Raw genomic sequence first — 19,219 nt, 5'->3', positions numbered from 1 at the left:
TTATGAAAGCAAAAAACATATTGAAGTATCTGGTTTTAATAATAATTTCATTGCAGTTTTTCGGTTGTAGCAGTACCGATGCAGAACAGAAATTTGAACAGACCCCAACAGAAAGATTAAACGCACAGAAAAAGGAATTAAGCGATGTTTTGCTTACTTCTGAGTACGGCTGGAAAGCGGTTTATTTTACAGATAACACGATTTTAGGTGGCTACACACATTTATTCAAATTTGCTGCTGACGGAACAGTGCAAATGGCATCTGATTTTGACAGCGATACTAAAACATACAAAAGTGAATATGCTGTACAATTAGGGAGCACAGTAAGTTTGACGTTTACAACTAGAAACAGAATTCATCTTTTATCTGATTCAGATAGTTATCCTATTGAAGTATTAAGAGGAAAAGGATATTTGGGTGATTTTCAGTTTTTGTATTACGGACAGGAAAATGGCGAAATCATTTTCAAAACAAACAGATCTGTTCAGGAACTTCGTTTTGTAAAAGCAACTGCCGATGATTGGACAAATCTTCCAAAACATACCGCAATGGAGCAGAATGTTATTGGTTCTGATGCGCGTCCGTTATTTAGGTTGTTAGAAACAAATGACGGAACAACAAAGCATCAGTTTGATTTTACTTTTAGTGAAATTACTCGTTTTGCAGAGGCAAATTCAATTGAAGCAGGATTCTCACAAAGTTATGACATGGGAATTGCTTATACTCCAACAGGAATTATTGTAAGTCCTGCAGTTGTTGTAAAAGATCAAAAATTAACGTCTTTTGTTTATGATGATGCAAACGGAAGTTTTACAGCAACAGGTACAAATGGAGTAAGTGCTGTGATAAAATATACTGATAAGCCATTAGTATTAACCGATGATTATAAACTACTTCTTCCAGGAAAACCTTATGCAAGATGGGGCTATTATCCAGATGATTATACAGCTGATGCGCCGACAAATTCAAAATTGTTTTTGGCTGAAATAGATAAAATTAATGCTTCATTACCAGCAGGACAAAGCCTTGCTTATGTACAATTATATGTAAATCATTCCTTAGGTACCTTTATATATTACTATTTTAATGGAAGACCTGCTTTGCAACACTACGTTGATATTGTAGAAGACCCGGTTGGTAAAAAAATCATTCTAAAACATAAATCTTGGAATGGAAATACTACGGTAGCAACTCCAGCATTTTTAGCAAGTTTCGATAAATACTTAATGGATCCAAATGGCCTTTATGTGAAGAAGGAAAGTTTTAAATTATATTATTCAAATACAGTTTACACCTTTACAAGTTCGTCAAGTCCTTTCAGGATGACTACTTGGCAGCTTAATTAATTTTTAGTTTTGTTTTTAATTTTGGAGGAAAAGCAGCTCAGAATGTGAGCTGCTTTTTTTCACTTTTGCAAAGAATGAATATCATTTTTAAATAAATTAAATATCTAGAAATATGATAAAAAAAATTGTAACACCAATAAATGTTATTTTTCTTTTTTGGGGATTGATATTGTTAACATTCTCAGAATCATATCCACAATACACCAGATATTTTTTATATGCATCAATTCTGGTTATTCTTCCAGTAATGATTATCAATCTGATAAAACAGAGAAAAGAAGACAAGCTGAATTATACAACAAATTTTCAATCAGCAGTTTATAGGATAATTTTTATGGCAGTATTACTAGTGATTATGTATTTTATAACAAAACAAAATCACATCTAATTTTTATTTTTGTTTTTATTTTGAATGTAAAGCAGCTCATACTTTTTTTGAGTTGCTTTTTTTTGTTAAATGAAGAAAAATAATATTTTTCGCCGATAATAGAAAATTATTCTTACATTTAAGTTTGGATAATTAGTCTTTTAGGCTTTGTTCTTTGTCTGAAACTCGACAGACATAAAATGATTGAGATATTTAACTTTTGTACTTATTTTATTATGTTAAAAACAATTTTAAACTTTAATGGAGTAGAAGTTTTGACTAGGAATCAACAACTAATTATTTTTGGAGGACAAACTGTGGCTCAATGTAAAAATTGGGCTCCTGCAGGTGCAAATCCTGCAATGTATCCTAATTATCCATGTGCTGAGATATATGAACCTGTAGAGCCATTAGAACCATTCGAGCCTTAAGGCATTTTTTTTTTAATTGATAGTTATAGACTACGGAAAGAATTCTGAATATTAAACCGTTTCATAATTTATGAAACGTTTTTTTTTTAGACTTCATTCACTTATAAATAATAGTATTGTTATTTTATTAAACGGCCAAATAATCTATATTTGTATTTCAAAAAATAAAAACGAATACCTTAATATGAAATTACTAGAAGGAAAAGTAGCAATCATTACAGGCGCTAGCCGCGGAATCGGAAAAGGAATTGCTGAAGTTTTTGCTAAACACGGCGCAAACGTAGCATTTACATATAGTTCATCTGCTGCATCTGCAGAAGCTCTTGAGGCTGAATTGAATGGTTTAGGAGTTAAAGCTAAAGGTTATCAATCAAATGCAGCTGATTTTAATGAAGCACAAGCTTTTGTTGACGCTGTTTTGGTTGATTTTGGAACTGTAGATATTTTGATCAACAACGCCGGAATTACAAAAGACAACTTATTAATGCGTATGTCTGAAGCTGATTTTGACCAAGTTATTGATGTTAACTTGAAATCAGTTTTCAATATGACAAAAGCAATTCAAAAAACATTTTTGAAACAACGCGCTGGTTCTATTATCAATATCAGTTCTGTTGTTGGTGTTTCTGGAAATGCTGGACAAACTAATTACGCTGCTTCTAAGGCGGGTGCAATTGGTTTTACAAAATCTGTAGCACTTGAATTGGGTTCTCGTAATATTCGTTGTAATGCAATCGCTCCGGGTTTCATCGAAACTGAGATGACTGCAAAATTACCTGAAGATGTAGTAAAAGGATGGAGAGAGGGAATTCCGTTGAAACGTGGAGGAACTACTGAAGATGTTGCAAATGCTTGTCTTTTCTTAGCTTCAGATATGAGTGCATACGTTACAGGACAAGTTCTTAATGTTTGCGGAGGAATGCTTACCTAAGATTCTGATCCCGATAGCTATCGGGACTAAATTGTTAAGATTCTGAGATTTTTCTTAAGATCTTTGAATTGTTAAATCTTCCCAATCTATAAATAAATATGACTACAAACACGATTTTTTTATTATTGCTTTCTTTAATAATTGCTGGTGGTTTGTCGTATTTTCAATATTTTTTTAAAGCCAAAAACAAATCGAATCTGATTTGGTTTTTGGCTTTTTTACGTTTTCTGGCAATTTATGCATTATTAGTTTTATTGATAAATCCAATAATTTCTAAAAGTTCGCTTGAAATCACCAAAACGCCATTAGCAATTGCTGTTGATAATTCAAGTTCGATTGAAGCTTTGAAATCAGATAAAAAAGCAGTTGAATTATATCAAAAACTGATTTCAAATCCAGCTCTTAAAGAGAAATTTGACATTCAGTCTTATCAATTTGATGCCGATTTTAAATCTTCTGATAAATTTGATTTTAAAGGAAAACAAACCAATCTTGATGAAGTTGCTAAAAATCTAAAAAGCATCAACAAAAATCTGACTTTTCCAACAGTTATCATTAGCGACGGAAATCAAACTACAGGAAATGATTATGTTTATCGATTTGATCCTGTCAATAAAGTTTATCCTTTGGTTGTGGGAGATACAACCACTTTTTTTGATTTAAAAATCAATCAGCTTAACGTAAATAAATACGCTTTTCATAAAAATAAATTTCCAGTTGAAGTTTTTCTACAGTATTCTGGTGATAAAGCCGCAACTGCCGATTTTACAATTTCACAAGGAAATTCGATTGTAGCAAAAGAGAAAGTTTCTTTTTCTCCATCTAAAAAAACAGCTTCTTTGAATTTGCTTTTGCCGGCAAATAAAGTAGGATTGCAAATTTTTAGAGCTTCAATTTCTTCAAGTACAAAAGAAAAAAACAGCTACAATAATATCAAGAATTTTGCTGTTGAAATTATCGATCAAAAATCTACAATTGCAATTGTTTCGGCTATAAATCATCCTGATATAGCGGTATTGAAACGTTCAATCGAAGTTAATGCAGAGCGTAAAGTGATTTTGGTTAAACCAAATGATGTCAATCAATTACAAGAAGCTTCTGTTTTGGTTTTATATCAGCCAAATGCATCATTCAAAGCGGTTTTCGACAACAATAAAAGTGCAGGAAGAAATACTTTTATAATAACAGGAAACAATACCGATTTCAATTTTTTAAATCAGCAGCAAAATAATCTGATTTTTAAAATGAGCGGACAAACCGAAGATTATTTATCTGAATTCCAATCTCAGTTTAATTTGTTTGCCATTGATAATATTGGTTTTGAAAATTTCCCGCCATTGCAAAATGCATTCGGAACCATTACAACCAATGGAAATGTTTCGGTTTTGCTTTCTTCAAGAATTAGAAACGTTTCTACAAATGCGCCTTTATTGGCTTTCGCCGAAAATCAAGGAAAAAGAACGGCTTTTCTTTTAGGAGAAAACAGCTGGAAATGGCGTTTGCAGAGTCATATCGACAATCAATCTTTTGAAAAATATGATGTTTTTATTGATAAAATAATTCAGTTTTTAGCGACTTCAGCTTCAAAAAAATCATTGGTTGTTACCCATGAAAGTTTTTACAATTCGGGAGATGAACTTGTAATCAATGCACAGTATTTCAATAAAAACTACGAGTTTGATGAAAAAGCCAGATTAACAATTTCGGTTACAAATATAGAAACGAAGCAAAGCAAAAACTACGATTTATTGAAAGGAAATAATTCCTATTCCGTAAATTTAGACGGGTTAACGGCCGGAAAATACAATTTCACTGTAAAAGAATTAAATTCAAATACTTCGTATTCAAGTCATTTTGAGATTTTAGATTTTGATATTGAAAAACAATTTGTAAATCCTGACGTTTTAAAATTAAAACAATTGGCATTACAGACAAACGGAAAAGCTTTCTTCGAAAATCAAGCTGACGATTTGATCAATACACTTTTAGAAAATAAAGAATATAAATCAATAGAAAAGAATGTAACCACCAAAACTCCAATAATAGACTGGGTTTGGTTGTTAATCTTAATTGCTGCTTTATTAACAACAGAATGGTTTGTTAGAAAATATAACGGATTGTTGTGATGGAATATAATCGAATTCCTCCTAGCATTTTGTAATCTTGTGGTTGTAAATCAAAAGTCTAAAATTATGAAAGTTAAATTCTTTTTTATTGTAGCAATTTTAATGGTAATTTTTTGTCTTTTTTCATTTTCAGAGACAAATAATACCAACAAAAGCAATCTTTTGGAAAATACGATTCAGCAACGTTTCCAACTGCCTCAGGGATTTGTGAGAGAGGAGGAATCTAAAACTTCGTTTGATTATTTTTTGCGAAATCTTCCATTGAAACCATTGGGTTCAAATGTTTTGTATTTTGATGGAACTATAAAACCAAATCGGAACGTTTATGAAGCGGTTGTGGATTTACCCATTGGAAAACAGGATTTGCATCAATGTGCTGATGCCGTAATGCGTTTACGAGCAGATTATTTTTATAGCCAAAAACAGTACGATAAAATACATTTTAATTTTACAAATGGTTTTCGAGCTGATTTTAGTAAATGGGCTGCAGGTTTCAGAATTGCAGTTAAAGGCAACAAAACTAGTTGGGTTAAAACTGTAAAACCATCTGACAGTTATGAAACTTATTGGAAATACTTAGAGACGGTTTTTATGTATGCAGGAACAGCTTCGTTAGAAAAAGAACTGAAACCAATTAATGCTTCAGACATAAAAATAGGGGATGTTTTTATAAAAGGAGGCTTTCCGGGTCACGCTGTCATTGTAGTTGACATAGCTGTGAATCCAAAATACAACCAAAAAATTATGCTTTTAGCACAAAGTTATATGCCTGCGCAGGAAATTCAAATATTGAAAAATCCAAATAATAGTTCGTTGAGTCCTTGGTATTCTGTCGATTTTGGAACTTCTCTGAAAACACCCGAATGGACTTTTAGTTCCTCACAATTAAAACGTTTTTAAATGAAACGATTCTTTTTTTTAGTCCTTATATTTCAAAATGTTTTTTCGCAAGAAATTCCATTGAATGTTCAAAAATTAATTAAAGCATATCCAGATCAAATTGTTGGTTATAAAGACAATAAAATTATTTTTAGCGATAAATCAAATTTAATTTATGATGATTTTAAAAATAAAACGAATCAAGAATTATTAGATAATCCTGATATTGAGGATCAATTTAAGTTTGTTTATTATAGAGCAGATAAGAATTTAATTCCAAAGGAAGATGCAGGAAGAATTCGAAATGAAGCTTTTTTTAAGAAAATTTACGGAAATTCAAAATCAGAAGTTGAATCAAAAATGACTGAAATTATTTGGTGCCCGAAATTAGTCAATCAGAAAATAAAAGTGACAACCGTAAATGGGATTGATAAAATAGTGAAAAAACTCTCAGCAGAATTAGATAATAATCCAGAATTTAAAAAATACATTAATGATATTGGAGGTACATTTAATTGGAGAAAAATTTCAGGAACAAATCGTTTAAGTATGCATAGTTATGGAATGACAATAGATATTAATGTCAAAAATTCTAATTATTGGCAATGGGATTGTAATTGTAAAAATGAAGAAGTTACCCTTTCATATAGAAATCAAATTCCCCTCAAACTAGTTTCAATTTTTGAAAAATATGGTTTTATTTGGGGAGGAAATTGGAAACATTATGACACAATGCATTTTGAATATCGACCTGAACTTTTGTTATAAATTTTAAAATTATTTTATTGCAAAAAAAATTACGGAGTAAAGTCGATTACGAATTAAAAATTTATGATTATGGATTTTAGGCTAAAAGTATTTTATACCGTTGCACTCCGCCTTAATTTTACTAAAGCGGCTACTGAGTTGTATATTACACAGCCAGCAGTTTCAAAACATATTCAGGAACTCGAAGAAGCTTATAAAACAAAGTTGTTTGAACGAAACGGTTCTAAAATTGCATTAACTCCTGCCGGGCATATTCTGCTTAAACATACAAAAGATATCTTTGAAATTTATCGCGAAATAGATTTTGAAATGAGTTCATTCATCAGTGAACGTCAAGGTTTACTGCGATTAGGAGCAAGTACAACTATTTCACAATATGTTATTTCTCCAGTTTTGGCTCGTTTTCATCAGAAACAAAAAGATATAAAAGTCAATTTGCTTAATGGAAATACAGAACAAATCGAAAATGCTTTAATCAACAAAGAAATCGAAATCGGAATTGTTGAAGGACAGTCTAAAAACCAGTCGATTAAATATATTCCGTTTTTGAAAGATGAATTGGTTTTGGTTTGCAGCAATAAAAATCCGTTTGCAAAACAGAATGAAATTTCAATAAATGATTTAAGATCAATGAAATTCATAACTAGAGAACGTGGTTCCGGAACACTTGAAGTTATTGAATATGCTTTGAAAAATTTAAATTTAAAACTTTCTGATTTGCAGATTGAAATGCAGTTAGGAAGTACAGAAAGCATAAAATCTTATCTTTTAAATTCGGATTGTTTCGCTTTTATGTCCATTCACGCTGTAGGAAATGAGCTGAAAAACAAAGAATTGATTGTTTTGGATGTTGAAAATTTGACCATCGATAGATATTTCTACATTATTACTTTATTAGGTAAATCAGATCCTTTATCTGAATTGTTTATTCAGAATATTTCATCTCATTATAACTTGAAGTTATAGAGGATTGTTATTTGCGATTGGCGATTGTAATAAAAAGAACTGACCTTTGCAGAGTAAAATATCAATTATCTCATTTTGAAAACGAAACAACAATCAGCATCGCAATTATTTGAAATCAACGAATCTTTACAGCAAGTACTTTTTGCCGTAATAGTTTTGTTGTGCTTATTTTCAATTATTTCTCCACCAATTGCATTGTTATTAGGAGTTGTTTTGGTAAATGTTTTTGGAAATCCATTTGTAGAATTTAATGGAAAAGCAATCACATTTTTACTGCAATTTTCTGTAGTTGGCTTAGGTTTCGGAATGAATGCTTCTAGCGCAATTTCAGCAGGAAAAGAAGGTTTTATACTTACTGTGTTTTCAATTTTCAGCACTTTAATCTTCGGATTCCTTTTAGGAAAATGGTTGAAAACGGAGAAAAAAACATCTCACTTAATTTCATGCGGAACAGCAATTTGTGGCGGAAGTGCCATTGCGGCCATTTCTCCTGTAATCAAATCAAATGAAAATCAGACTTCGATTGCTTTGGGCGTCATTTTTATATTGAATTCAATCGCATTATTTGTTTTTCCGTTTATTGGACATCAATTAGGTTTGTCTCAAAAAGATTTTGGATTATGGTGTGCAATTGCTATTCATGATACAAGTTCTGTGGTTGGTGCAGCTAATAAATATGGTGCTGAAGCTTTGCAAATTGCAACAACAGTTAAATTGGCGAGAGCATTATGGATTATTCCAATTTCTCTCATAACTGCTGCGATTTTCAAGAATAAAAATTCAAGAATAAAAATTCCATATTTCATCGGATTGTTTATTTTGGCAATGTTGTTGAATTCTTGCGTTCCAAATATTTCTCATTTTGCGCCACATATTGTGAATATTGCCAAAATAGGATTGACAATAACTTTGTTTCTTATAGGCACGACTTTAAATTTTAGCACTTTAAAAACAGTAGGAGTGAAGCCTTTGCTTCAAGGTGTTTTTCTTTGGATTTTTATTGCAATACTGGCATTAATTGCAATTATTTTTCTCAAATAATATGCTATTTAATGTTTGAGAATTTCACAATTGGTTTTCCAATCAAATTATAACGTTTTCCATTAAACGAAAACCGTCTTTCAATATCAAAATTAAATTGCTTTTTAGTTTTAGCCATTGCACTTATTTCGGCAGGAAGATTAACTTCAAATTCGTCGTCAGCTTGAGCGACTTTGTCAAATGAGCCGCTTGTTTTAATAATAATATCTTTGAAATATTTTTTATTTGAATCGGGAGCAATTGCATAAGAACTTGTCCATTTTGTGCTTGCAACATTAGTGAGTTGATATTCTGGAACCTCCAAAATAGGCTGATATTTACCTCCAAAACCAGCTACTAAATACAAATAACCTTCAAAAGGTCCGCCCGCACCTCCATTTACATGCAAAAGTGTAAAAGCATATTGATCTTCGCCAATTTGCAAAAGTTTTGGAGTTGGACATTGAGCAAAAGCCCCAAAAGCGGCAACACTAGGTTGAAAGGATTTCATTTCCCATAATGTTCCGTTTTTTGCAAATTTTGCAATCCCTAATAATCCTCCGGAAAATCGTCCAGTCTGTAAACCGTCTTCGTCATAAACAGAATGATTGAAAGTGATAATTTTAAACTGATTTCCTTTCGAATCAGAGTAATCAATATTGGATAGAAGTCTTGTTGCAACCCCTTCAGAATAAGGAAATAATTGGTCGCCTTCAACACCATTAACATCGATAAAGGAAGCTGGTTTACAGTTTTTACAAGTCCAGCTTATAAAAGTGTTTTTATTTGCTAAATGATATAATTTTCCCGGAAATAATTTTTGCATGGTTTTTATACCATCAAAAGGATCAGCTATTTTAAGTGATCGGGAAGTATTTAATATAGTGTCGTTGACATTTTTTAGTTGAACTTCTGGCGTTTGGGAAAAACTGAAAAGATTAAAAACAATAAATAGAAGACTTGTATGAATAAGACGCATAAAAAGGGTTTTGAACTATAACAAACATACAAAGAAAAAATGGTTGAAGATGTGAACTTATTGTAGTTATAGTATTTAAAAACTAAAAAAAGTTAAAATAAGAGAATCTTAAATGGTTCTCTTTTGAATTATCTTTAAAATAAGCTAAATTTGAACCCTCAAATAACAAAAACAAATGAAAAACTTCAAGATGAGACCAAAGTTAATTGCTTTTTTTGCCTTAATTATTGGTTTTTTTACTCTGTCATGGGGAATTGTAGGCCATGAAAGAATTAATAAAGCTGCTGTAATGGCTTTACCAAAACAATTACAAGTATTCTTTTACAATCACATTGATTTTATTACTCAGGAAGCTTCGGTTCCAGACATTCGTAAGTATGCCTTAAATTATAAAGACGAAAATCCAAGACATTATTTTGACATGGAAAATTTCGGAGTTGTGGATAGTATTCCGCAAACAATGGAAGAAGCTAAGAAAAAATATGATGCTAAATTCTTGAATGATAACGGAATTTTGCCTTGGTATATTGAAGATATGATGGCAAAGCTTACTAAAGCTTTTAAAGATAAAAACAGAGCTGAGATTTTGTTTCTTGCTGCAGATTTAGGTCATTATATTGGAGATGCACATATGCCTTTGCATACATCTGCAAATCATGACGGACAATTAAGCGATCAAAAAGGAATTCATTCATTATGGGAAAGCAGATTACCTGAATTATTTGCAAAAAACTATAAATTGAATGTTCCTGAAGCACAATATTATGGAGATGTTCATAAAGCAATTTGGTCAATGATTAATGATACTCACAGTTTAGTGAAGCCGTTATTAGATATTGACAAAAAGTTAAGAACATCAACTCCGGAAGATGCTGTGTTTAAAAAAGATGCAGAAGGAAAAATATTAAAAACGAAATATAATACTGCTGTTTTTGCTGATGAATATGCTGAAAAATTGCATAAAGATTTGAACGGAATGGTAGAAAGCCAAATGAAAAAAGCTATTGCTGCAACAGCAAGTTTTTGGTATACGGCATGGGTAAATGCAGGAAAACCAGATTTAAGTGGTTTAGATTCGCCAGCGGTTACACAAAGAAATTACCAATCTTTGCAGGATGATTTAAAACTGTATCAAAAAGGAGATTTATTCGGGATGAAGAATCAAAACGATTAATTAATTTTTTGTTTCAAGTTTCAAGTTACAGGTTTCAGACTAATATGAAACTTAAAAATAAAAGCCTCAAATTCAAATGAATTTGAGGCTTTTATTTTTTGTCTTCCTTCTTGTTTCTATCTTTTATTCTCTAACGAAGTTTTGCGTATAGCTTAGCATTCTTTGTTTTTAAATCTTCAAACTGATATTGTTTTTCTTTTAAAAGATACGATGCTGATTGATAGAAAGAAATAGCATCATTTACTAAATCAGTTCTTTCTGCTTTCAATGGAGTTTCTTCATACATGATTTGAAATTCAGGAGCAACTCCAGCGGTTGGTTTTAATTTTAAACTATATTGTTTTACTGTTTGTTTAGGCGATAAAACAGTCAAAACATTGTCTTTTATCAATCCTAAATCCTGATAAGTTGCGATAAAAGCTCTTGGCTTGTAATCGGCTTTAAAAACGTCCTGACCGAAAAACTTACTTTGATAATCAAAATGAAGCAGACCGAAAAGTGTTGGCATCAAATCAATCTGAGACATTAATTGATTGTATTGAGCTGGTTTTTCATTTGGTGTATAAATAAAAGCAGGTATTCTGTATTTATCCAACGGAAGTTGTGTTTTTCCAGCACTTGAAGCGCAGTGATCCGCAACAATAACAAAAACAGTGTTTTTAAACCAAGGTTGTTTACTTGCCATTTCGAAGAATTTTCGAAGCGAATAATCAGTATATTTTACACCGCCTTCACGAGATTTAATATCGCCTGGAATGTCGATTTTATTATTTGGATAAGTAAAAGGCCTATGATTACTCACGGTCATAATATGATTGAAGAAAGGCTTGTTTTCTTTAGCTTCGGCATTCATCACTTTTATTGCCTTATTGTACATGTCTTCATCACAAACGCCCCAAACATTTGAAAATGTGATTTCTTCGGGTGAAAAACTTGATTTGTCGACAATTTGATATCCATTTCCTGAAAAGAAATCTTTCATATTGTCAAAAAAAGCATCGCCTCCGTACATAAATTTTACATTATAACCTTTTTGTTTGAAAACAGATCCGATTGAAAACTTGTTTTTATTGTCTTCACGTTTTACAACACTTTCTCCAGCAGTTGGAGGAAGACATAAAGTTACAGCTTCAAGTCCACGAACAGTTCGGTTTCCGGCAGCATATAAATTAGTGAATTGAAGGCTTTTTTGCGCCAAACTGTCTAAGAAAGGCGTTATGTTTTGGTTGTTTCCGTAAGCTTTCATGAAATCGGCGCTGTAACTTTCGATTGTAATCAGAACAACATTTTTATGATTTTCAAGAGAATCACTATTAATTTCACGAATGGTATTGTGACCAGAAATACTAGGAAAGTTTTCTTTTAGATTAGCAAATGCTTTATTGTTTGGCAGCGTTTTGTAAAATTTGAAATAATCTAATTTGTTATTCTGAAATGCTAAATAAAATTTATACAATCCGTTTGATTGTAATTCATTAACAAAAACATTTTTAGAATTCTCGGTTTTTGATAAAGTTGGAACCGCAAATAAAGAAATCAAAAACAAAACTAGGTAAATTCCTGAAATTTTCAGTTTTTCAGTCAGGTTTGGAATATCTTCAATATAGTTTTTAGATCTTTTTAAAATGAAATAAGTTATGGCAGCGGTAATAATAAAAAGTACAGAAAATATTGGAATTACCGGGTAAGACTGCATAATATTTCCGATTACCTCATTCGTGTAAATCAGATAATTAACAGCAATAAAATTATATTTTACACCAAATTCATTCCAAAAGAAATATTCACTTAAACCATTTTGAAGAATCAATAGAACGTAAAGAAAAATTACAAAAGCAAAAAGCCAGTATCTAATTTGATCTCTCCATTTTGGAAGAAAAAGCAACAAAGAAAAAAGAAATGTTTTGATTCCGACGAATATTAAAACAATTCTCGGCAAAGCGCCGCCATATTCATCTAAAATACTTTTTCCAGAAGCGATATATAAAAGTAAAGCAACAAAGCCGCCCAGAATAATATATCCATATGGCTTGTTGTATTTTAAATTAGAAATAAAAATTAAATAAAGCCATAAAAATCCGCTCGCCAATACAAAAACGAAAAGATCAGAAACTAATCCTAAGCTAAAAATTTTTAAACTTTCTAAAACCGTAAAAGAACTTTGCGTTATAGGGTGAAAAAAGAGAACAATTCGCAATAGAAAACTAATGAGAAAATAGAAAATTGCGAGATTGTAAAAAGGTGAAAGCTTTTTGTAAATCATGGTATTATATTTTATGCAAAATTAATTTGCATTAATGAATAAGAGATGAAGAGATGCTTTTACCTTGCTTAGTGTTAACTTAAAGTTGTCTTAAGATGATTAAATTGGTTTATTCTAATGCATTAGCACTATTTCTGAGTGCGAAAATTTTTATCTTTGACAAACTAAGAACAGAGATTAATTTAAAATCTAAATTATATATACATGCATATTTTAATAGTTGAAGATGAATTAGGAATTGTGCAATTTTTGCAACAGGGACTTGAAGAAGAAGGTTATTTGGTAACTACTGCTAATGACGGTTCAAAAGGCTTCGAATTAATTCAGAATCATCAATTTGACTTGATTTTGTTAGATTGGATGCTTCCTAAAATTAACGGATTGGATTTATGCAAAGCCATTCGTATCAAGGATCAGCATACGCCAATAATTTTCCTTACCGCAAAAGATACTGTTCAGGAAACGGTTGCTGGCTTAAAAGCAGGTGCAAATGATTATATAAAAAAACCTTTTAGTTTTGAAGAGCTTGTTGAACGTATTAAAGTTCATTTTAGACATGTAAAAGGGGATAAAGAGTTAACGCTGGGTACTATAAAAATTGATTTATCGAAACATATTGTGCTGAAAAATGACGAAGAAGTTTCATTGACACAGAGAGAGTTTGAATTATTGACCTATTTGATTCAGAATAAAGGCAAAGTCTGTACTCGAAATCAGATTTTAAAAGATGTTTGGGATATTAATTTTGAATATGATACTGGAGTAATTGACGTTTTTATGAATGCAATTAGAAAAAAACTCAATTTAAAAATCGAGGAAGATTATATAAAAACAATTCGCGGAATTGGTTATATCGCTAACGACTTATAAATGGCACAATTATCTTTTAAAAACAGAATTGCCTTAAACTATATTATTACAACAGGTTTGTTGATTTTAGTGGTTTTCTCAGCAACATATTCTACAGTAAAATTCACTGTTTATAAGCACATTGATGAAAATTTGATGATTGAAATTCAGGATCACTTGAAAGAAATCAGAATGGAAAAGAAGAAAGTGATTTTCATGGATGCTGAAGAATGGGAAGAACGGGAGCACAATTCTGTTGATGTAAATCCGGTTTTTGTTCAGTTTTTGGATTTGAATAAAAAAATAATCGAAAAATCACCCAACTTAAAAAATGAAAAACTGGTTTATCATGAAAGTAAAGAGCACTATGAATTATTTGATACCCATTTATTAGGGAGCAAAATCAGACAGATTCAGATTCCACTTCATGTGAAATCAAAAAGAATAGGTTATTTGATTATTGCAATGTCATTGTCAGATTCGGCCAAAGTATTAAAAAATCTTCTTGATACTTTGTTAATTGCGTTTCCAATTATTTTAGTGTTATTATTTTTAATTGCCCGTTTTTTTGCCGGACGAAGTATAAAACCAATTAATGCGATCATAAATACATCCCGAATAATTACAAAAGACAATCTGAAAGCCCGAATTCCATTGCCAAAAACACGCGATGAATTATTTACACTTTCAAAAACAATAAACAATTTATTAAACCGAATTGAAGATGCGATTGAGCGCGAAAAACAGTTTACTTCTGATGCTTCGCATGAACTCCGAACGCCTTTAACTGTAATTAAAGGAACACTTGAAGTATTGATTCGCAAACCTCGTGACAATAAAGAATATGAAGAAAAAATAAACTATTGTATAAATGAGGTTGACCATTTAAATGCACTTGTAGATCAGCTGCTTTTAATGGCGCGTTTTGAGAATCAAAAACAGAATATTAATACAGAGTCGGTTTATTTGAATTCGTTAATTCTGGATGCTCTGACGTTGAATTCGGAGAAGATAAATGCAAAAAAAATAGATGTAAAATTTGATGCTGTTGCAGATTGTTATATTCAGTCTGATACTTTTTTGGTAATAACTATTATAAGAAATATTATTTCGAATGCATTAAAGTATACAGACAAAGGCGGTCATATTTCAATTTTACTTTTAAAGCAAAATGGTAAAACAATATGTAAAATTACAGACAACGGAATAGGAATTGCAAAAGGTGATTTAGAATTAATTTCGAGTCCGTTTTTTAGATCAAATTCTACGGATCATCCTGAAATTAAAGGAACTGGACTAGGATTGTCTATTGTAAAAAGAACCACAGAATTATTGGATATCAAATTTAAAATTGAAAGTGAATTAAATGTCGGAACAACTGTATTTTTAACTTTTAATGATAAATAAGAAAACGTTGTAGTAAATAAAAAATCGGCAGTGAAAACGGCACTTCAATTTTTATTTAACAATAAACTATCGTTAAGTTATATTAAAAATTGCTTTTTTATGAAATTAACTAGTATATTTGCAACCGAATCAAAGAATTATAAAACAAACCAAACAATGATTTCAAATCAATTACATCATCATCATTTTCATTATTGCTCTCAAGCGATGTGTTAATGGTATGTGTGTAAATCATCATATTTTAAAACCCGTTTGAGTACATCAAACGGGTTTTTTTATACCAATTCTTTGTACTCAAACTATTAATCAAACAAACAACTAAAAAATGAGTACTTTAAAAATTGCAATTCAAAAATCAGGTCGTTTAAACGAAGATAGCATTCAGATCCTAAAAGACTGCGGTATCTCAATCAACAACGGAATCGACCAATTAAAAGCCGAAGCTTCGAATTTTCCACTTGAAGTTTTGTATCTTAGAAATTCAGATATTCCTCAATATCTAATTGATGGTGTTGTAGATTTAGCTATTGTTGGCGACAATCTTTTGGTAGAAAAAGGAAAAGGAATTGAAGTCGTTCAGAAATTAGGTTTCTCAAAATGCAAAGTTTCTGTAGCGGTCCCTAAAACATTTGACTATAATTCAGTACAAGATTTGGCAGGTTTGCGTATTGCTACTTCTTACCCAAATACGGTTAACGAATATTTCAGTAAATTTGGTTTAAAAGTCGATATTCACCAAATTTCGGGTTCTGTAGAAATTGCACCAAACATTGGTCTTGCCGATGCAATTGTTGATATTGTTTCAAGCGGAAGTACATTATTCAAAAACAACTTAAAAGAAGTTGAAGTAATCTTAAAAAGTGAGGCAGTTTTAGCAGTTTCTCCAAAAGTTTCTCCAGAAATCCAAAAACACATTGATACTTTAAAGTTTAGAATTCAGGCAGTTTTGCGTGCCAGAAACTCAAAATATATTCTGATGAACGTTCCAAATGATAAAATTGATGCTGTTGGAAAAATTCTTCCGGTTTTAAGAAGTTTAACGGTTCTTCCATTGGCACAAGAAGGCTGGAGTAGTGTTCACTCTGTAATTGATAAAGATACTTTTTGGGATGTAATCGATCAATTAAAAGAAGTTGGTGCAGAAGGAATTCTGGTTTGTCCAATTGAGAAAATGGTTCTTTAGGACTTACGTCCGCTTTAGGCTTTAGGCAGTAAGCTTTAAGCCGAAAAAATATAAAGTAAGGAAAGCTTAAAGCCTATAGCTTATAGCATAAAGCATAAAAAAATGAATAAAATAGATAGCCCAAAACAAGAAATCTGGTCAGATATATTAAAAAGACCAACCCAAACTATTGATGATATTGAGGTTACGGTAAAAGAAATTTTCAGAGAAGTACAGAAAAAAGGAGATGAAGCTGTAGCTAAATATACTTCAATTTTTGATGGTATTTCACAAGATAATTATGAAGTTTCTTTAGAAGAAATAAATGAAGCAATCGAATTGATTCCGAATGAATTGAAAGAAGCAATTCAGTTAGCAAAAGATAACATTTATAAATTTCACAGAGCGCAGAAAACGGATAGAATTGAAGTTGAAACCGTTGAAGGAGTAAACTGCTGGCAGGAAAAAAGACCAATTCAGAAAATTGGTTTATACATTCCGGGCGGAACTGCGCCTTTGTTTTCAACCGTTTTAATGTTGGCTGTTCCTGCAGAAATTGCAGGTTGCAAAGAAATTGTTTTATGTTCTCCCCCAGACAAAAAAGGAAAAATTAATCCGGCAATTTTATATGCAGCAAATTTATGCGGTGTAACAAAAATTTTAAAAGTTGGTGGAATTCAGGCTATTGCAGGGATGACTTTTGGGACACAATCTATTCCGAAAGTGTATAAAATATTCGGACCAGGAAATCAGTTTGTAACGGTGGCGAAACAGTTGGCGACACAATTTGGTGTTGCAATTGATATGCCGGCAGGACCTTCAGAATTATTAATTGTAGCTGATGATACGGCAGTTCCGGCTTTTGTTGCTTCGGATTTATTATCTCAGGCAGAACATGGAACAGATAGTCAGGTGATTTTAGTTTCGACTTCTAGAAAACTGATTTCTGATGTTGAAGAAGAAATACAATCTCAGTTAGAAGTTCTTCCGAGAAAAGCCATTGCAGAAAAAGCCATCGAAAACTCGAAATTAATTTATGTCGAAAATGATCAAATTGCTTTGGATTTAATTAATGAATATGGTCCTGAGCACTTTATAATTTGTTCTGAATATGATGATTTCTATTGTAACGGAATCGTAAATGCAGGTTCAGTTTTCATTGGAAATTATACGCCGGAAAGTGCCGGAGATTATGCTTCGGGGACAAATCATACACTTCCAACAAATGGTTATGCTAAAAATTATAGTGGTGTAAATCTGGATAGTTTTATGAAATCGATGACATTTCAAAAAATATCTAAAATCGGAATTCAGAATATCGGAAAAGCAATTGAAGCTATGGCTGAAGCCGAAGGTTTACAAGCGCATAAGAATGCTGTAACGTTGAGATTGGAGAGTTTAAAATAAAAGACAAAAGGAAGAAGAAAGAGCAAAAAACAAGATTTTAAAAGATTTTTTTGTCTTGGTTCTTACTTCTTAAAAAAATAAAGCAATGAGTACTTTCGATATAAATACAATAACACGTGAAAACGTCAAAACATTAAAACCTTATTCGTCGGCAAGAGATGAATTTGAAGATTTTGATACAGCCGAAATGATTTTTTTGGATGCGAATGAAAATCCGTTTCAAAATGGCGTAAATCGTTATCCTGATCCACAACAGAATTCGGTTAAAGCGATTTTGGCTAAAAATAATTTAACAAAACAAAGTCAGATTTTATTAGGAAACGGAAGTGACGAAGTTTTGGACTTGCTTTTCAGAGCTTTTTGCGAACCTAATAAAGATAATATTATTTCATTGCCGCCAACCTACGGAATGTATGGTGTTTTGGCAAATATTAACGCAATTGAAAATCGAGAAATTTTACTGACAACAGATTTTCAGCCACAAGTTGAAAAAATTCTGGAAGCAGTTGACGAGAATACAAAAATCATCTTTTTGTGCTCGCCAAACAATCCAACCGGAAATTCTTTTTCAGATGAATGTGTGGTGAAATTATTGCAAAACTTTAAAGGTTTAGTAGTAATTGATGAAGCTTATATAGATTTTTCGGAGAAGGAAAGCTGGCTGGCAGAAATTGATGCGTATCCAAATTTGGTGATTACACAAACGCTTTCGAAAGCCTATGGTTTGGCTGGAATTCGTTTAGGAATTTGTTATGCATCTGAAGCTGTTATTTCGGTTTTAAATAAAATCAAACCACCTTATAATGTAAACGAATTAACACAGCAAAGAGCAATCGAACGTTTAAAAGATTCTGAAAAAATAAAAAGAGAAATTGCTTCTATTATTGAGCAGAGAGAAGAATTACTTAAAGTTTTACTTGAAGTTAGTTTTGTGGAAAAAGTCTATCCTACTGAAGCCAATTTTATTCTGGCAAAAGTAGATGACGCAAATAAAAGATACAATCAATTAATAGAAAAAGGAATCGTAATTCGTAATAGAACTACACAGCCTTTATGTGAAAATTGTCTTCGTTTTACGATTGGAACTGAAGAAGAAAATGCTGTTGTTATTAAAGAATTAAAGTTGTTGAACTAGATTTAACCG

The 19,219-nt window shown here is 31.5% G+C and carries 16 protein-coding genes; 14 read left to right on the top strand and 2 right to left on the bottom strand.

The genetic code is table 11. The features are described 5' to 3' along the window. Positions 1–2: 2 nt before the first annotated feature. From FN795_RS00850 to FN795_RS00820, 8 genes are all read left to right on the top strand, one after another. Positions 3–1,346: a DUF4302 domain-containing protein gene (locus tag FN795_RS00850; RefSeq protein WP_142448833.1), complete on the top strand. Its 1,344-nt coding sequence runs from the start codon at positions 3–5 to the stop codon at positions 1,344–1,346. Positions 1,347–1,988: 642 nt separating this feature from the next. Continuing rightward, a complete protein-coding gene (locus FN795_RS21370; protein ID WP_154275386.1) occupies positions 1,989–2,144 on the top strand; it encodes a hypothetical protein in 156 nt (51 codons plus the stop codon). Between the two features lie 184 nt (positions 2,145–2,328). Beyond that, positions 2,329–3,075: a 3-oxoacyl-[acyl-carrier-protein] reductase gene (fabG, locus tag FN795_RS00845; protein ID WP_142448832.1), complete on the top strand. Its 747-nt coding sequence runs from the start codon at positions 2,329–2,331 to the stop codon at positions 3,073–3,075. A 98-nt stretch (positions 3,076–3,173) separates the two neighbouring features. Further along, complete coding sequence (locus FN795_RS00840; protein ID WP_142448831.1) at positions 3,174–5,201, top strand: hypothetical protein; 2,028 nt, start codon at positions 3,174–3,176, stop codon at positions 5,199–5,201. 66 nt (positions 5,202–5,267) lie between these two features. Further along, entirely contained in the window at positions 5,268–6,101 is an 834-nt protein-coding gene (locus FN795_RS00835) for a DUF4846 domain-containing protein (protein ID WP_142448830.1), read from the top strand. Next, a complete protein-coding gene (locus FN795_RS00830; RefSeq protein ID WP_142448829.1) occupies positions 6,102–6,848 on the top strand; it encodes a M15 family metallopeptidase in 747 nt (248 codons plus the stop codon). Between the two features lie 69 nt (positions 6,849–6,917). Beyond that, positions 6,918–7,814 carry a LysR family transcriptional regulator gene (locus FN795_RS00825; protein WP_142448828.1) on the top strand — a complete coding sequence of 299 codons (897 nt, stop codon included), beginning with the start codon at positions 6,918–6,920 and terminating at the stop codon, positions 7,812–7,814. A 75-nt stretch (positions 7,815–7,889) separates the two neighbouring features. After that, positions 7,890–8,855: a YeiH family protein gene (locus tag FN795_RS00820; RefSeq protein ID WP_142448827.1), complete on the top strand. Its 966-nt coding sequence runs from the start codon at positions 7,890–7,892 to the stop codon at positions 8,853–8,855. A 4-nt stretch (positions 8,856–8,859) separates the two neighbouring features. Here FN795_RS00820 and FN795_RS00815 read toward each other — a convergent pair whose 3' ends face one another. After that, positions 8,860–9,813, bottom strand: coding sequence for a hypothetical protein (locus FN795_RS00815; RefSeq protein WP_142448826.1), 954 nt, complete (start codon positions 9,811–9,813; stop codon positions 8,860–8,862). A 175-nt stretch (positions 9,814–9,988) separates the two neighbouring features. Here FN795_RS00815 and FN795_RS00810 point away from each other — a divergent pair, with 175 nt between their 5' ends. Continuing rightward, positions 9,989–10,987, top strand: a complete 999-nt coding sequence (locus tag FN795_RS00810; protein ID WP_142448825.1) for a zinc dependent phospholipase C family protein — start codon at positions 9,989–9,991, stop codon at positions 10,985–10,987. 130 nt (positions 10,988–11,117) lie between these two features. Here FN795_RS00810 and FN795_RS00805 read toward each other — a convergent pair whose 3' ends face one another. Further along, a complete protein-coding gene (locus FN795_RS00805; protein ID WP_142448824.1) occupies positions 11,118–13,250 on the bottom strand; it encodes an LTA synthase family protein in 2,133 nt (710 codons plus the stop codon). A 204-nt stretch (positions 13,251–13,454) separates the two neighbouring features. On the opposite strand from FN795_RS00805, the gene FN795_RS00800 reads away from it, so the two are divergent. The 5 genes from FN795_RS00800 to hisC all read left to right on the top strand — a co-directional run bounded on the left by FN795_RS00800 (position 13,455) and on the right by hisC (position 19,210). Next, the gene (locus FN795_RS00800) at positions 13,455–14,120 is read left to right on the top strand and encodes a response regulator transcription factor (protein ID WP_142448823.1); all 666 of its coding nucleotides are present in this window, start codon (positions 13,455–13,457) and stop codon (positions 14,118–14,120) included. Next, positions 14,121–15,506, top strand: a complete 1,386-nt coding sequence (locus FN795_RS00795) for a sensor histidine kinase (protein WP_142448822.1) — start codon at positions 14,121–14,123, stop codon at positions 15,504–15,506. It abuts the gene before it with no gap. Between the two features lie 325 nt (positions 15,507–15,831). Further along, positions 15,832–16,689, top strand: coding sequence for an ATP phosphoribosyltransferase (gene hisG, locus FN795_RS00790; protein WP_035643834.1), 858 nt, complete (start codon positions 15,832–15,834; stop codon positions 16,687–16,689). 102 nt (positions 16,690–16,791) lie between these two features. Next, a complete protein-coding gene (hisD, locus tag FN795_RS00785) occupies positions 16,792–18,075 on the top strand; it encodes a histidinol dehydrogenase (protein ID WP_142448821.1) in 1,284 nt (427 codons plus the stop codon). Positions 18,076–18,160: 85 nt separating this feature from the next. Continuing rightward, positions 18,161–19,210 carry a histidinol-phosphate transaminase gene (gene hisC, locus FN795_RS00780; protein WP_142448820.1) on the top strand — a complete coding sequence of 350 codons (1,050 nt, stop codon included), beginning with the start codon at positions 18,161–18,163 and terminating at the stop codon, positions 19,208–19,210. The last annotated feature ends 9 nt before the right edge of the window (positions 19,211–19,219 follow it).

This window comes from Flavobacterium resistens, assembly GCF_900182645.1.
Taxonomy (GTDB): Bacteria; Bacteroidota; Bacteroidia; order Flavobacteriales; family Flavobacteriaceae; genus Flavobacterium; species Flavobacterium resistens.
Note: the sequence above shows the minus strand (reverse complement) of the source record. Positions and strands in the feature narration are given on the sequence as shown.

Bases quoted from the DNA above. Each gene is read 5' to 3' on its own strand.
- hisC (WP_142448820.1), top strand. From the start codon at position 18,161: ATGAGTACTTTCGATATAAATACAATAACACGTGAAAACGTCAAAACA.
- FN795_RS00800 (WP_142448823.1), top strand. From the start codon at position 13,455: ATGCATATTTTAATAGTTGAAGATGAATTAGGAATTGTGCAATTTTTG.
- fabG (WP_142448832.1), top strand. From the start codon at position 2,329: ATGAAATTACTAGAAGGAAAAGTAGCAATCATTACAGGCGCTAGCCGC.
- FN795_RS00835 (WP_142448830.1), top strand. From the start codon at position 5,268: ATGAAAGTTAAATTCTTTTTTATTGTAGCAATTTTAATGGTAATTTTT.
- FN795_RS00830 (WP_142448829.1), top strand. From the start codon at position 6,102: ATGAAACGATTCTTTTTTTTAGTCCTTATATTTCAAAATGTTTTTTCG.
- hisG (WP_035643834.1), top strand. From the start codon at position 15,832: ATGAGTACTTTAAAAATTGCAATTCAAAAATCAGGTCGTTTAAACGAA.
- hisD (WP_142448821.1), top strand. From the start codon at position 16,792: ATGAATAAAATAGATAGCCCAAAACAAGAAATCTGGTCAGATATATTA.
- FN795_RS00795 (WP_142448822.1), top strand. From the start codon at position 14,121: ATGGCACAATTATCTTTTAAAAACAGAATTGCCTTAAACTATATTATT.
- FN795_RS00810 (WP_142448825.1), top strand. From the start codon at position 9,989: ATGAAAAACTTCAAGATGAGACCAAAGTTAATTGCTTTTTTTGCCTTA.
- FN795_RS00815 (WP_142448826.1), bottom strand. From the start codon at position 9,813: ATGCGTCTTATTCATACAAGTCTTCTATTTATTGTTTTTAATCTTTTC.
- FN795_RS00805 (WP_142448824.1), bottom strand. From the start codon at position 13,250: ATGATTTACAAAAAGCTTTCACCTTTTTACAATCTCGCAATTTTCTAT.
- FN795_RS00825 (WP_142448828.1), top strand. From the start codon at position 6,918: ATGGATTTTAGGCTAAAAGTATTTTATACCGTTGCACTCCGCCTTAAT.
- FN795_RS00840 (WP_142448831.1), top strand. From the start codon at position 3,174: ATGACTACAAACACGATTTTTTTATTATTGCTTTCTTTAATAATTGCT.
- FN795_RS00850 (WP_142448833.1), top strand. From the start codon at position 3: ATGAAAGCAAAAAACATATTGAAGTATCTGGTTTTAATAATAATTTCA.